Origin of the sequence: Nocardia sp. CA-145437 (assembly GCF_050956485.1) — a bacterium.
Lineage (GTDB): Bacteria > Actinomycetota > Actinomycetes > Mycobacteriales > Mycobacteriaceae > Nocardia.
Genome location: NZ_CP191204.1, coordinates 2,093,384 through 2,107,555, shown reverse-complemented (window position 1 = coordinate 2,107,555; position 14,172 = coordinate 2,093,384). Strand labels below are relative to the sequence as shown.

The following is a 14,172-nucleotide window of genomic DNA, read 5'->3' as shown; positions in this document are numbered from 1 at the left end:
GATCAGTCCACGGCGATGGCCTCCACGATGGGCATCCGGGCGGCGCGCAGGGCGGGCGGAATCGCCCCGAGCAGGGCCAGTCCGAGCGCGATGATCGCATACGCCACCAGCAGTGGGCTGGGACGATAGGCGATGTCCATGGCGATGGCGTGCCCGAGCGCGACGGTCGCCAGATAGTGCACGCCCGACCCGATCGCCAGCCCCAGGGCCGCGCCCGTCAATCCGATGCCGGCGGCCTCGGTGAGCACGGTCCGCAGCAGGAAGCGGCGGCTGGTGCCCATGGCCCGCAGCACGCCCAGTTCGCGGCGGCGTTCCAGCACCGACAGCATGAGGGTGTTGAGCAGGGCGATGGTGGCGACCAGGACCACGATCCAGAGGATGGCGGCGCTGATCGCGGTGCCCTGCTGGACGCTCGACGAGATCGCGTCCACCGCTTGCCGTCCGGTGCTGACGTGGATATCGGCGGGCACGGCGGCGCGGACGGCGGCCATCACCGCGGCGGGGTCCGCGCCGGGCGCGAAGTCGATGCCGATGATGGTCTCGCCGGGCCGCTGGTACCACTGCCGCATGATGTCGAGGTCGAGCACGACCACCCCGGCGATGGCGGAGAAGTACGGCACCACCCGCAGCACCCGCACCCGGTGTTCGCCGGACGGGGTGGGCAGGGTGAGTTCGGAGCCTTCCTCCACGCCGAGGGAGCGGGCCACGTCGCGGGAGATGACGATGCCCTCGCCGGCGGCCATGCGCGCCTGCTCGGTCTTGCTCACCGAGTCCAGCGCGGAGGTGCGTGCGACGCCGTCCTCATAGCCCTGCAGCATGACGCGGCCGCGGCCCAGGGTCGCGAAAGCCATTTGCGCCGAGCCGACTCCGCCGACGCCGGGGATGGCGGCCAGCCTGGCCTTCAGCTCGGCGGGCAGCAGCGGCCCGGTGGGGAACTGCTCCATGGCGGTCGGGCTGACGAACACGTCGGTGCGGCCCAGGCCCTCGAAGCTGTCGGTGGCGGCGCTGACCATATTGCGGCTGGCATTGCCCATGGCGACGATGGCGGTGATGCCGATCATGACCGTCATGACGGTGGCCCACACCCGGCGTGGCGCGCGTTCGATGGTGGTGGCGCCCAAGGCTCCCGGCGCGCCGAAGAGCCCGGCGACCGCGGCGACAGCGCGCACGATGGGCCCGGTGGCGGCGAAGCACAGCACCACCGATCCGGCGATCGACAGCGAGATCGCGCCGATCGAGTAGCGGCCCAGATCCAGCTCGGCCACCGCGATGCCGCCGCCCACCATGACCAGGCCGAGGGCGGCCGCGGACCAGCGCAGCATCGGGCTCACCTGGTCGGCCGCGCCGACGCCGACCGGGGCCAGCGCCTCGATGGGCGCGACCTTGTACACCTGCCGCGCCGCCAGGGCCGCGGCCGCGACGCTGGCCAGCACGCAGGCCGCGATCGCCACCGGCACCGCGTACCCGGGCACCTCGTACTCGGTGCGCGATTCCACCGAGTTCACGATCGCCGCGGGCAGCTGATGGATCGCGGTGCGGCCCATGAAGATTCCGATGACCGCGCCGACCAGGCCGCCCACCAGGCCGAGCAGCGCGGCCTCGGTGAGCAGGTCGCGCACCATGGGCCCGCGTTTGCCGCCCATGGCCCGCAGCAGCGACAGCGTCGGACGGCGTTGCGCGACCGCCATGCTCATGGCGTTGTAGATGAGGAAGGTCGACACGATCAGCGCCGCCGCCGAGGAGGCGAGGGTGGAGAAGCGCACCAGCATGATGGCGCCGCCCGCCTGCGCGGTGCGCAGGTCCGGATCGGCGACCACGGCCCGGCCCGCGACCGCCGTGGTCAGGTCCGAACGCAACTGTCCCGCATCGGTGTTCGGGGCGGGCACGATCTGCACCGAGTCGATGTGCCCGGCCCGGCCGGTGATCTTCTGCGCCACCGGCAGCAGCGCGAACACGATGTGACCGCCGTTGAGTTTCGCGGCGGTGGCGTCGTCGATGACGCCCGCGACCGTGGCGGTCACCGTGCCGAGCTGGAACCGCTCCCCCTCGCCGTGCCCCATGGCGGCGCCGACCAGCACGCCGTTGGGCACCGTGAGCAGCTTGCCCGCCTGGTCTTTCAGCGTCCCGCCGAGATCGCTGCCCAGCTGGGCGATGGACTGGTCGACGCCGATCAGCAGCGCCCGGTCGTCGTCGGCCCCGATGGACTGCCGCAGCATCGGCGCGGCCGTCTCGACGCCCGGCACGGTCCGGATCTGTTGCAGCAGTGACTGATCGAAGCCCGCGTCGGTGATGCCGCTGACCTCGAGCGCGGCCTTGCCGCCGAGGCTGTGGGTGAGTTTGTCCACCGAGCCGGTGATGGAGCCGGAGATACTGAAGACCGAGACCAGCAGTCCGGCGGAGACCCCCATCACCACCATGGCCATGATCGTCCGGGCCCGGTGGGCGAGCAGCTCACCGATATTGAACAGCTTCAGGCGGTCCCAGGCGGCGCGGATCATGCGCGCACCGCCCCGGCACCGGTGGCGGCGGCACCCTGCGCGGCGGTCTCGGCACCGGTGACGGCGGGTTCGGGCGCATCGGTCTCGGGAACCGTCCGAACCTCCCCGTCATCGCCCCGCTCGACCCGGTCGATGGACCCGATCCGCCCGTCGCGCAGGTTGATCACCCGATCGCAGTACCGCACCGCCCCCATGTCGTGGGTGACCATGACCACCGAGTTCCCCGCCTCGGTGATGTCGGCCAGCAGTTGCAGGATCGAGGCCCCGGTCTTGGAGTCCAGATTGCCGGTGGGCTCGTCGGCGAGGATGAGCGGCGGGTCCATGATCAGCGCCCGCGCCACCGCCACGCGCTGCATCTGCCCGCCGGACAGCTCCGCGGGCCGGTGGTCGGCGCGTTCGCCGAGTCCGACCAGGTCGAGCAGTTCGAGGGCGCGCGGCTTGGCCTTGCGCAGGCCGGTGCCGTCCAGCAGTTTCGGGATGGCGACGTTCTCCCACGCGGTGAGGGTGGGCAGCAGGTTGAAGAACTGGAAGATGAAACCGACCCGGTGCCTACGGAATTCGGACTGCGCGTCGTCGTCCAGGTCGCCGATCTCCTTGTCCTGGAAGCGAATCGACCCGGAGTCCGGCGAGTCCAGCGCGCCGAGCAGGTGCAGCATGGTGCTCTTGCCGGAGCCGGAGGGCCCGATGATCGCGGTGAACTCCCCCGCCCCGATCCGCAGGCTGACGCCGTCCAGGGCGCGTACGGCCTGCTCACCCACCCGGTATTCCTTGGTGACGTCGGTCAATTCCAGCATGGTCTACCCCTCGAAGATCAGTGCCATCGGTGTGGTGCGGTCAGCCGGCCAGCGCGCGCAGGCGTGGACGGCGGTAGTACAGGTGATCGGTGTCGTAGGCATCGAGCAGGGCGCGCAGCGCGGGCTGCTCGGCGCAGAGTTCGGCGTACGCCTCCTGCGCCAGAATGCCTTTCTCCATTGCGTTCTCGAGCTTCACGGTCAGGTGGTTCTCCCACCGGTTCCGCAGCGCCAGCAGTACGCCGTCGGGTCCGCCGAAGAGCCGGTCCAGGTCCGGTAGGTCGTGGAAGAGCGTGGGGTCCACGGCATTCCGTGCGAAGTCGCGGCGCGCCGCCCGGTCCAGGACGGTGTGCAGAATGTCGGTGCGAGCGTGAAGATCTGCCCAGGACATGACGCCAACCTCTCGTTGAACGCCCGCTGGTGGCGGACGTGTCGGCTGTTGTCCCAAAACTACGAGCGGCCCGCGGCTCCTGTCTTCGTGCCGCGGACGCGACTTGACCTCCTACCCCGGTAGGAGACGGACCCCTGCCGCCGGACGATGTACGCCGTCTGATTCGACGGATAGCCTTGCAGAATGAACGTGACCAGCGCCACCCCCGCCGCCCTGGGGCAGGAGTTGCTGGAGGGACTGCGCCGCGCCGGCGTGGGGTTCCGGCGATTCGTACGCAATCCGTTCGCCGACTATCAGCGCTGGGTGGAGTCGACGGGGTTCGACTACCCCGCGTCGATGGCCATCCTGGTCGATTCGATGATGTGCACGGTCGCCACCGTGGCCTTCGTGCAGCGAGTGGTGGCCGGGTACTTCCCCGGCGTCGTCGCGGTGGTCGCGCTGATGCTGATCTGCGTGACCGGTCCACCCTGCATCATCCTGGACTTCAAGCCGCGGCCCGTGCTGCTCGCCACGCTGACCGTGGCCGCCGCCGCGCTGTTCCTGACCCAGCCGGTCCCGCTGGACGTCGCGCCGCTGGTCCTGATCATCATCGCCGGGGAGATCGCGGCCATCACCGGCCCGGCGGTGAGCGTGCCGGTGGCCCTGGTCATGTTCGCCGAGCTCATGTTCTTCGAATCGATCGGGCACATCGAGGGATTCACCTGGTTCGCTCTGGGCATCCTGTTCGCCTGGTTCACCGGCCAGCTGCTCAACTATCAGCGTCGCTACCTGTATCAGGAGCGCGACTACCAGGACATTCGCGCGCAGGCGGCGGCCGACGAGGAGCGCCGCCGCATCGCCCGCGAGGTGCACGACGTGATCGCGCATTCGCTGAGCATCACGCTGCTGCACGTGACGGCCGCCCGGCACGCTCTGCAGACCGATCGGGACGTGGACGAGGCGATCGACGCGCTCTCCGACGCCGAACGGCTGGGCCGTCAGGCCATGGCCGATATCCGGCGCACGGTCGGCCTGCTCGGCGACCGGCCCGCCACCCTCGCGCCGGAGCCGGATCTCGACGACATCGACGAGCTGGTGTCGGACTTCGTGCGCGCCGGGGTGACGGTCGACTATCGCCTCGAGGGCGACCGGTCCGCGGTGACCGCCGGGGTGGGGCTGGCCATGTACCGGATCTGCCAGGAGTCGCTGGCCAACGTCGCCAAGCACGCGCCCGGCGAGCGGGCGCGGCTGCGAATCCAGTTGCACCCCAAGTACATCGAGGTCACCGTGACCAATACGCTGGCGGCCGGGGCGACCTCGCGGGCCGGGAACGGCATGGGCATCTCCGGTATGCGGCAGCGGGTCGCACCGCTGGCCGGGCGGCTCACCGCGGGACCCGACGACGACGGCTGGCGGGTGTTCGCGCACATCCCGCTGACCGGGACCGTGCCCTGCGGCTTCACCGCCGCCGACGACCACCTGCAGTCGCTGCTGCAACCGCTGTTCCGCAAGACCGCCCAGGAGGGTATGTGACCGACCGCTCGGACGAGGAACTGATCTGCGTCCTCGTCGTCGACGACCAGGAACTGGTTCGGGGCGGACTGCGCCGGATCCTGCGCCGCCGAGACGGTTTCCTGGTGAGCGAATGCTCCGACGGGGACGAGGTGCCCGCCGCGGTCGCCGCCCACCGCCCCGACCTGGTCCTGATGGACCTGCGGATGAAGCGGATCGGCGGCATCGAAGCCACCCGCACCCTGCGCGCCGCCCCCGACGCGCCCCCGGTACTGGTGCTGACCACCTTCGACGACGACCAGTTGCTGTCCGGCGCGCTGCGCGCGGGCGCGGCCGGGTTCCTGCTCAAGGACTCCCCCGCCGAGGATCTGATCCGCGCGGTGCGCACGGTCGCGGGCGGCGGCTCGTGGCTGGACCCGACCGTCACCCCGCGTGTCCTGAACACCTACCGTTCGGCGCGTCCCACCCCGGCGCCCACCGGCAATCGCCTGTCCGAGCTCACGGTTCGCGAGCTCGAGGTGCTCGGACTCATCGGCAGAGGCCGGGTCAACGCGGAGATCGCGACCGCGCTCGGCATCTCCGAAGTAACGGTGAAGAGCCACGTGGGACATATCTTCGGGAAGCTTGGGTTACGCGACCGCTCCGCTGCCATCGTCTTTGCGTTTGACCACGGCGTAGTCGCACCGGGAGAATCCACCTCTTAGAGGGGTGGGTCGCGGGTCCTCGTCTGCTTCCCTCCCAAGAGTGTGGAGGTTTGACGGGGTGGATGCGCCATCGCGGGCCGGGAGCAGGTTCGGGCCGTACGAGTTGCGCTCGCTGCTCGGCAAGGGCGGCATGGGCGAGGTCTACGAGGCCTACGACACGTCCAAGGATCGGGTCGTCGCTCTCAAGCTGCTGCCCGCCGAGCTCGCCAAAGATCCCTCCTACCAGGAGCGTTTCCGGCGTGAGTCGCAGGCGGCGGCCCGGCTGGCGGAGCCGCACATCATCCCCATCCACGATTGGGGCGAGATCGACGGCGTCCTCTACATCGACATGCGGCTGGTGCGCGGCCGCGATCTGCGCTCGCTGCTGGACGGTTCGGGGGCGCTGCCGCCGCTGCGGGTCATCGGGATCATCGAGCAGGTGGCGGCCGCGCTGGACGCCGCGCACTACTCGGGGCTGGTGCACCGTGACGTGAAACCCGCCAACATCCTGGTCACCGATGCGGATTTCGCCTATCTCGCGGACTTCGGTATCGCGCGCGCCGAAGGCGACTCCACCATCACCATGACCGGCACGGCCGTGGGCTCCTACGCCTACATGGCCCCCGAGCGGTTCGACGCGGGCCCGGTCTCCGGCCGCGCCGACATCTACTCGCTGGGCTGCGTGCTGCACGAATGCCTCACCGGCGGCAAACCGTTCCCGGCCGACAATATGAGCGTGCTGATCCGCGCGCACCTGTCCGAGGCGCCGCCGCTGACCAGCATGCTGCGCGGCGGGATTCCGCCCGCCCTGGACGCGGTGATCGGCAAGGCGCTCGCCAAGGACCCGAACGACCGCTTCTACACCGCGGGCGAATTCGCGCGGGCCGCCCGCGCGGCGCTGGCCGGTCAGGGCCTGCCCCCGAATCTGCCGGGCGCCGGCGGTCCGGGCGCGCCGGGTCAGCCGCCGCGGCCCGGCCGGACCGTGCCGCCCGGCCCGCCCGTGGGCGCGCCCCCGACCACCGTGCTGCCGACCGGCGGCCCGGCCGGGCCGGCGACGACCATGCTGCCGGGCGGCACCCCGCCGCCCGCCCGCAATACCGATCCGACTGTGCGGCAGCCCAATCCCGGCCGCCCGAACACCACGTCGATCCCGGCGTACATCACCGGCTCCTTCCCGGCGGCCGAGGATCCGTCGCCGTCGAGCGATCTGCCGATCATCACGCCCTCGGACCCGACCCGGGTGCGGGTCAGTGACTTCCACTACACGCCGCTGCCGCCGGATGCCCAGCAGCAGGCGGTGTGGGGTCACGCGCAGGCGCAACAGCGGGACTTCCCGTACGCGCCGGCGCCGGATCCCTCGCTGTATCCGACCTCCGAGCACGCCATCGTGCAGCCCGAGCCGCGGGAGCCGGGGCGGCGGCGCAAGAGGTCGGTGGCGGCGCCGGTGTCGATCGCCGTGCTGGTGGTGGCGCTGGCCGCGATCGCCGGTGCGATCGGCTGGCAAGTCCTCGACCGTTCCGGCAACGAAACACCCATAACGACGGCAGCACAGGGTGTTCCGGGAACCACGCCTCCGCGCTCGCAGCAGACGAGCCCGGTCGCGCCCACCACGACATCCGACGCGGTCCAGCTGCCGGCGGGTGCTACGCCGTGTCCACCGACGTATGCGGCGCTGGGCGGCTTCGCCAATTCCGCGATCGGGAACACGGTCACGTCCTGTCCTTTCGCGGAGGCGGTGCGCCGGTCTTATGCCGATACGGCTACTGGCCGGCCGGGGTCGCCGGTTACTGTGGTGGCAGTGAGTCCGGTGACGGGCCGGTCTTACACGATGAATTGCACGGCCGCAGGCAAATTGGTGACCTGCGCTGGTGGCGAGAACGCGGTGGTGTATGTCTACTGATCCGATCCCGGCCTGTTGCAAGGGTTTTGTGCGCGGGCTGGCGGTGGCGGCTGTCCTGGCCGTGTCCGGGTGTGGTGTGAATGTCGGTGCGGTGCACCATCCTTCGGCGCAGGCGGATGAGATCAAGCCGGTCGGGGACAGCTCGAAGCTGCAGTCCCCGCCCCTGATCGCGCCCGAATTGCCCGAACTGTTCGGTTTGCCGAAAACCCTTGCGTTCGCGGCGGATTTCGCCGAGCTGAAGGCCGGACTGGAGGGCCGGATCGGCCTCGCGGTGATGCCGGTCGGCGGCGGCGACATGACCCAGCTGGGCGACTGGACCACCGGCATCGCCTGGTCCACCATCAAGGTGCCGCTGGCCCTGGCCGCACTGCGCCACGATCCCACCGGCATGCGCTCCACCGCCGAGGCCGCCATCACCTTCTCCGACAACGATGCGGCGCAGACGCTGTGGAACTCGCTGGGCACCGGCAGCGAGGCCGCCGAGGCGGTCGAGTCCATCCTGCGCGAGGCTGGCGATGTCGCCACCGATGTCGCCGCCCGCCACACCAAGCTGGCCGCGCTGGAATCCGACGATCTGCTCGCGTTCGGCGCAACCGACTGGTCGCTGGCCGACCAGGTGCACTTCGCCTCCCGGCTGCCCTGCCTGCCGCGCGCCAATTCCGTTGTCTCGCTGATGAGTGAGATCACCCCCAGCCAGAGCTGGGGCCTGGGCCGGCTGATCGGCGCGGAATTCAAGGGCGGCTGGGGTCCCGACGACGACACCGGCAAATACACCGTCCGCCAGTTCGGCCTCGTCCCGACGCTGAACGGACCGGTGGCGGTGGCGCTGGCGGCCGAACCCGACTCGGGCAGTTTCGATGACGCCACCGACATGATGGACAAACTGGCGCTGCTGGTCGGCGACCACTTGCCCGACCTGCACGGCGGACTCTGCTCGCGCTGACCCGTTTGCGCTCGCACTGGCCCTTTTCGGCCGCGCACCGACCGAAAACCACCCATACCCACGGCATTTGACCCCCGTCGTCCGGGACCGTGACAATCCCTGAGATTGACGGGGTTCCGGTGCGTCCGCTAGGAACAGGGAACGCGCCGGACGCCGGGGCAGATGGAGGTTCACGGGTGCACGCACCGATTTCACGCGGACGGCGGCGGCTCGCCCGGACCGCCGGTCGCGGCGCCCTGGTGTTGCTGCTCGGCGCTGTGACGGCCTGCAGCAGTAAACCCGTACTGGTACCGGACAAAACGAGCACCGTCGCGACGCCCGGGGCCACCGTCCCCGCCACCGTGGTCGCGCTGCCGGGCACGCTGGCCTGGGATTTCGTCAACGAGCTGAAGCCGTCGCTGTCGGGCAAGGTGGGGCTGGCCATCACCCCGGTGGGCAGCGATCGCACGGTGGCGCTGGGCGATTGGAGCTCGGGACCGGGCTGGTCGACCATGAAGGTGCCGCTCACCCTGGCCGCACTGCGCAAGAGCTCGTCCAACCAGACGGCCGCGATCAATGCCATCGAGTACTCCGACAACAGCGCGGCCGACACCCTCTGGCAGGCGCTGGGCTCCCCCGACATCGCCGCCCAGACCGTCCAGGACGTGCTACGCGAGGGTGGCGACACCGACACCACGGTGCCCGCCACCCGCACCCGATCCGACTACTCGGCCTTCGGACAAGCCGACTGGTCACTGGCCAATCAGGTCAAATTCGCGGCCAAACTGCCCTGCCTGCCCGAATCCGACGCGGTCACCTCGTTGATGAGCAAGGTCAGCTCCGGTCAGCGCTGGGGCCTGGGCACTCTGGACGGGGCCGAGTTCAAGGGCGGCTGGGGTCCCGACACCGGCGGGAACTACCTGGTCAGGCAGCTGGGCCTGATTCCCACCGCCGGCGGGCAGATCGCCATCGCGATTGCCACCCAGCCCAATTCGGGCTCCTTCGACGACGGCACCGTCATTCTCACCAAGGTCGCCACCCTGATCGGCAAGCACCTCGACGAGCTCCGGGGCGGCGTCTGCGCGGCGGGCTAGCGGCCTGGACGAACCGCCGCGAACCGTAACCGGCGGTTCACGGGGGTGCAGCCCACGAACCATCGACCTCAGGGCAAGATGGGGTCCATGCGCATCGGAGTCTTGACCGGAGGCGGAGACTGCCCCGGCCTGAATGCCGTCATCCGTGCTGTCGTTCGCACCGCGAACGGCCGCTGGGGGGATGCCATCGTGGGCTTCCAGGACGGCTGGCGCGGGCTACTCGAGGATCGCAAGATCCAGATCCTCAACAACGACCGCACCGACCGGCTGCTCACCAAGGGCGGCACCATGCTCGGCACCGCGCGCACCAATCCTGATGTGCTGCGCGCCGGACTCCCCCGCATCAAGCAGACCCTCGACGACAACGGCATCGACGCACTCATCCCCATCGGCGGCGAGGGCACCCTCACGGCCGCCTCCTGGCTGGCCGACGAGGGCGTGCCCGTGGTGGGCGTGCCCAAGACCATCGACAACGACATCGACTGCACCGACACCACCTTCGGCCACGACACCGCGGTCGCCATCGCCACCGAGGCCATCGACCGGCTGCACACCACCGCCGAATCCCACCAGCGCGTCATGCTCGTCGAGGTGATGGGGCGGCACGCGGGCTGGATCGCCATCAATTCCGGCATCGCCGCCGGCGCCCACCTCACCCTGGTGCCCGAGGTGCCGTTCGACGTGGACGAGGTCTGCGCCATGGTGAAACGGCGCTTCCAGCGCGGGGATTCGCACTTCATCTGCGTGGTCGCCGAGGGCGCGCACCCCGATCCGGAGTCCATGACGCTGCGCGACGGCGGGATCGACGAATTCGGGCACGTCCGGTTCACCGGGGTCGCCCAGCAGCTGGCGCCGGAGATCGAGCGGCGCATCGGCAAGGAGGTCCGGGTCACCGTGCTCGGGCACGTGCAGCGCGGCGGCACGCCGACGCCGTACGACCGGGTGCTGGCCACGCGGTTCGGCGTGCACGCGGCGGAAGCCGTGCACGCCGGGCAATTCGGGCAGATGGTGGCCCTGCACGGCACCGAGATCGCGCTGGTGCCGCTCTCGGAGGCCACCAAGCAGCTGAAGCTGGTGCCGCAGGACCGGTATCGGGAGGCCGCCGCCTTCTTCGGCTGAGCCGGAACAGCTCTCATCGAGCGTGAGAGACGGCCCTCGCACCCGTTGGTGCGAGGGCCGTTTCGCGTCTCGGGAAGGCACGGTCCGGAGATCGAGTAGGCGACGCTGGTCGAGCCCGGGACGGAGGGCGTCCGGGACGGTAGTGGGCTCAGTCGTCGCGGTGCTGGGCGTAGTGGCGGGCCGCGCGGGCGCGATTGCCGCAGGCCACCGAGCACCACTCCTGCCGCGGATGGGATTTCACGAAGTACCGCACGCAGCGCGGGGCGGGGCAGACCCGGATCTGCTCGGCCTGCGGTCCCCCGAAGAACTCGATGACGGCATCGGCCAATCCGGCCTTGACCGTGTCGAGTTCGGTCTTCGTGAGCAGGCGGTATTCGAGACGCTGCCCCTCGCTGTCCCACTCGAGCAGCCGCAGCGCGGGGGCGGCGGCGTGGTTGATCGCGGCCAGCGACTCGGGAAAGGGCGGCAGCACGGTGGCGTCGGCGGAGCTGGGCGGCTGCGGCGCAACGTATTCCGCGAACAGCGCGCGCACCTGCTGGCGCAGGTCCACCAGGGCGGCGCGGTCGTCCTCGGTCGGCAGCCAGGCCTCGAGGTCCACGTACACGCCGACGTCGGCGGCATGGGCGACCAGCCATTCCCGGGTGGATTCACGGGTGCCGAAGGCGTCCGTCAGACCGCGGCTGGTGGCGCGGATGGTGTTCGCCAAACGAAGTGCCAAGGGATCGACCATGACTCGATTCTAACGGGTATTGATTTCCGAAGCCATGATGTTCTAACGTGTGAAAGAACGATCTTCCGTTAGAAAGTCGAGGACGTCATGATCACTCCGATCGAGCAGGCACCGCTGTTGGACGAGGTCCGCAAGCGCATGGGCCGGGTGCCGAACATGACCAAGGTGATGGCGAACGCGCCCGTGGTACTGGAGGGTTACCTCGGGCTGGCCGGAGCGCTGAAGAAGGGCACGCTGCCCGCCCCGACCTCGGAGCGCATCGCGCTCACCGTCGGCGCGGCCAACGACTGCGGCTACTGCGTCGCCGCGCACACCTTCACCGGCAAGCGGGTCGCCAAGCTCAGCGCCGAGGAGATCGAGTCCGCCAAGCAGGGCACCTCGGCGGACTCGAAGGAGGCCGCGGCCGTGGCCTTCGCGCGCGAGCTGACCGAGAGCCGCGGCAAGGCCGATCCGGCCCAGGCGCTGACCGCCGGCTGGACCCAGGAGCAGGTGCTCGAAATCGTGGCCCTGGTCGCCCTGCAGACCCTGACCAACTACGTCAACAAGGTCGGCGAGACCGAAAACGACTGGCCCGCCGCATAATTTGTCCCATTCATGGCGTGATCGGCTCCCTCGGGGGCCGCACGCGGATACCTAAGGTCGACACTCATGAACGGCGTCAAGTCCTCCAACCCGATCGACGCGCGGGTGCTGCGCTCCCTGCTGCACAACGGCATCGTGGTCCGCGCGGTCGCGTTGGCCGTGGCCACCATCGTGCTGCTCGCCATCCACCACCCCACCTGGGTCCCCTACGCGGTCAGCGGTTACGCCATCTGGAACGCCGCCGCGATCACCCTCAACTCCGCCCGCGCCGCCGCACGCGCCGCCTGAACACGGACGACAGCGGCCCGCGCACGACCTCAGTGGTCGAACCGCCCCGCGGCCACCGCGGTGGTGAAACGATCCCAATCCGCCGGCGGGAACACCAGCGCCGGACCACCGGGATTCTTGCTGTCCCGCACTCCGACACCGCCGGCCAGGAACGCGATCTCCACGCATTCCTTGGCCCCGGTGCTGCGGGCGCTCTTGAACCACCGGACGCCGGGTTCGACGGTCACGTCGCGTACTCCTTCGCCGCCCTCCGCAGGAGGTCTCTGCTCGTCGTCTCGTCCAGCGCGGCGCGCCGAATCGCTTGGTAGGCCTCGCGGTAGCGGTCGACCGCGGCCTGTTTCTCCAGGTAGAGATCGCCGAGAAAGTTCTCCAGGTAGACGACCGTGGGCTCGACGGGCCGGTTGCCCGCGTCATGGCCGAAATCCAGGATCACGAACGGGCCCACGGTGTGGCCGATCGGCACCCCCGCCGAGAAGGGTAGTACACGAACAGCGATCGTCGGCAGAGTCGACATGTCGGCCAGCCGCCGCAGCTGCCCCGCCATGACGCGCGAATCGCCGACAACGCGACGTAGTGCGGTTTCGTGCACCACCACATCGAAATGCGCGGGACTTCGCTTGCGCGTCAAGAGGCTTTGACGACGGGTCTTCAACTGCACCCGGCGGTCCAGTTGGTCACTCTCAGCATCCGGCCAGTAATCATTGATCAGCACCCGTGCGTACTCGGCGGTCTGCAACAGGCCGGGAATGATCTCCGGCTGGTAGGAGATGAGGCCGCGGGCCGAAGCCTCCAGGCCCACATACATATTGAAACCCTCGGGTATCAGATCGTCGTACTCGTGCCACCACGACTTGACGCTGGTCTGTTGCGCGAGGCCGGTCAGGGCCGAACAGAATTCGTCGTCGAAGTCGTAGATCCGACACAATTCGCGGACATCGAGAACCCGGATCTTCTCGGCATTTCCGGTTTCCAGACGTTGCAGTCTGGACTCGCTCCACTCCATCAGGGCGGCGGCCTCGGCAATCGTCATATTGCACTGCATCCGGCCTTCCCGCAGGTACCTCCCCAGCTGCCGGCGCGGCAAAGTCGAACCATGATCGGACATCGAATCCTCCCCCACGAAGGCTGTTTTCGGTCACTGCGAATGATGCTCCCACGCGATATGAATGCCGACCTGGAGCTTTCGGAAAGTTTCCCACCGCGAGCGGGCAGTGATTGTCGGTTCGCCGAAACGGTGCTGGACTTGAGTCGCGCCCGGTGAGAACCGGAGCCCTGATATCTCTGGACCCACTCGTCCCCGAGCCGGGCGCACCCAATCCCCTCCCGTGCCGACCTCCGAGATCGGGTGCGACAAGGACCCGATTGCGGCGTGGCGCGCAAGGAATCTCGGTAGGCTTGTGTGGGCCCGGCGCACCAGCGCCGCATACCGAGCGCCAGCGCCGGACCGCGAACTGTTCAGCCCCCTGCGCTGCCCCCGGTGGACACCCATGATGTATCTGTTCGACTGCACAATGGACCCCGGCGACCTGGGCCTGCCCCAGGCCCATCAAGCCATGCAGATCCACAAGTTCTGCACCGTGGACAACTGCCTGGTCCGCCGCCGAGCCCGCCAAATCCTCGTCGACAAAGGGCAAATGGTCCTCGGCGACCGCGCCCGATATCCCCGCCCCTGAACCGGCCCGG

Annotated in this window: 15 protein-coding genes; 9 read left to right on the top strand and 6 right to left on the bottom strand. The window is 69.5% G+C overall.

The annotated features are described in order from the left end of the window. Positions 1–2 precede the first annotated feature (2 nt). From ACQPYY_RS09300 to ACQPYY_RS09290, 3 genes are read right to left on the bottom strand one after another with little or no spacing between them, the layout of a single operon-like run. Complete coding sequence (locus ACQPYY_RS09300; RefSeq protein WP_433593436.1) at positions 3–2,498, bottom strand: FtsX-like permease family protein; 2,496 nt, start codon at positions 2,496–2,498, stop codon at positions 3–5. Then, on the bottom strand, positions 2,495–3,292 hold the full coding sequence (locus tag ACQPYY_RS09295) for an ABC transporter ATP-binding protein (RefSeq protein WP_433593435.1): 798 nt from the start codon (positions 3,290–3,292) through the stop codon (positions 2,495–2,497). Before ACQPYY_RS09295 ends, ACQPYY_RS09300 begins: the two co-directional genes overlap by 4 nt. A gap of 40 nt (positions 3,293–3,332) precedes the next feature. Further along, a complete protein-coding gene (locus tag ACQPYY_RS09290; protein WP_433593434.1) occupies positions 3,333–3,680 on the bottom strand; it encodes a hypothetical protein in 348 nt (115 codons plus the stop codon). Positions 3,681–3,863: 183 nt separating this feature from the next. Here ACQPYY_RS09290 and ACQPYY_RS09285 point away from each other — a divergent pair, with 183 nt between their 5' ends. From ACQPYY_RS09285 to ACQPYY_RS09260, 6 genes are all read left to right on the top strand, one after another. Further along, positions 3,864–5,192, top strand: coding sequence for a sensor histidine kinase (locus tag ACQPYY_RS09285; protein WP_433593433.1), 1,329 nt, complete (start codon positions 3,864–3,866; stop codon positions 5,190–5,192). Continuing rightward, entirely contained in the window at positions 5,189–5,875 is a 687-nt protein-coding gene (locus ACQPYY_RS09280) for a response regulator (protein ID WP_433593432.1), read from the top strand. The genes ACQPYY_RS09285 and ACQPYY_RS09280 overlap by 4 nt, the downstream gene beginning before the upstream one ends. A 58-nt stretch (positions 5,876–5,933) precedes the next feature. Further along, entirely contained in the window at positions 5,934–7,754 is a 1,821-nt protein-coding gene (locus tag ACQPYY_RS09275) for a protein kinase domain-containing protein (RefSeq protein ID WP_433593431.1), read from the top strand. Next, complete coding sequence (locus tag ACQPYY_RS09270) at positions 7,744–8,697, top strand: hypothetical protein (protein WP_379101621.1); 954 nt, start codon at positions 7,744–7,746, stop codon at positions 8,695–8,697. Before ACQPYY_RS09275 ends, ACQPYY_RS09270 begins: the two co-directional genes overlap by 11 nt. 176 nt (positions 8,698–8,873) lie before the next feature. Further along, the gene (locus ACQPYY_RS09265) at positions 8,874–9,770 is read left to right on the top strand and encodes a hypothetical protein (RefSeq protein ID WP_379101619.1); all 897 of its coding nucleotides are present in this window, start codon (positions 8,874–8,876) and stop codon (positions 9,768–9,770) included. An 87-nt stretch (positions 9,771–9,857) separates the two neighbouring features. After that, entirely contained in the window at positions 9,858–10,889 is a 1,032-nt protein-coding gene (locus ACQPYY_RS09260; RefSeq protein ID WP_357279305.1) for an ATP-dependent 6-phosphofructokinase, read from the top strand. A 148-nt stretch (positions 10,890–11,037) separates the two neighbouring features. Here ACQPYY_RS09260 and ACQPYY_RS09255 read toward each other — a convergent pair whose 3' ends face one another. Then, on the bottom strand, positions 11,038–11,619 hold the full coding sequence (locus tag ACQPYY_RS09255; RefSeq protein ID WP_433593430.1) for a CGNR zinc finger domain-containing protein: 582 nt from the start codon (positions 11,617–11,619) through the stop codon (positions 11,038–11,040). Positions 11,620–11,706: 87 nt separating this feature from the next. Between ACQPYY_RS09255 and ACQPYY_RS09250 the strand changes: the two genes are divergently transcribed. Both ACQPYY_RS09250 and ACQPYY_RS09245 read left to right on the top strand, forming a co-directional pair. Then, a complete protein-coding gene (locus tag ACQPYY_RS09250) occupies positions 11,707–12,201 on the top strand; it encodes a carboxymuconolactone decarboxylase family protein (protein ID WP_433593429.1) in 495 nt (164 codons plus the stop codon). A gap of 66 nt (positions 12,202–12,267) precedes the next feature. Continuing rightward, positions 12,268–12,489: a hypothetical protein gene (locus tag ACQPYY_RS09245; protein WP_379101612.1), complete on the top strand. Its 222-nt coding sequence runs from the start codon at positions 12,268–12,270 to the stop codon at positions 12,487–12,489. Positions 12,490–12,518: 29 nt separating this feature from the next. On the opposite strand, the gene ACQPYY_RS09240 is transcribed toward ACQPYY_RS09245, so the two are convergent. Together ACQPYY_RS09240 and ACQPYY_RS09235 are read right to left on the bottom strand one after the other, a co-directional pair. Beyond that, complete coding sequence (locus tag ACQPYY_RS09240) at positions 12,519–12,716, bottom strand: DUF397 domain-containing protein (RefSeq protein WP_357096120.1); 198 nt, start codon at positions 12,714–12,716, stop codon at positions 12,519–12,521. Then, positions 12,713–13,594 carry a helix-turn-helix domain-containing protein gene (locus ACQPYY_RS09235; protein ID WP_379101610.1) on the bottom strand — a complete coding sequence of 294 codons (882 nt, stop codon included), beginning with the start codon at positions 13,592–13,594 and terminating at the stop codon, positions 12,713–12,715. Before ACQPYY_RS09235 ends, ACQPYY_RS09240 begins: the two co-directional genes overlap by 4 nt. A 382-nt stretch (positions 13,595–13,976) precedes the next feature. On the opposite strand from ACQPYY_RS09235, the gene ACQPYY_RS09230 reads away from it, so the two are divergent. After that, a complete protein-coding gene (locus tag ACQPYY_RS09230; protein ID WP_379101608.1) occupies positions 13,977–14,162 on the top strand; it encodes a hypothetical protein in 186 nt (61 codons plus the stop codon). Positions 14,163–14,172 lie beyond the last annotated feature (10 nt).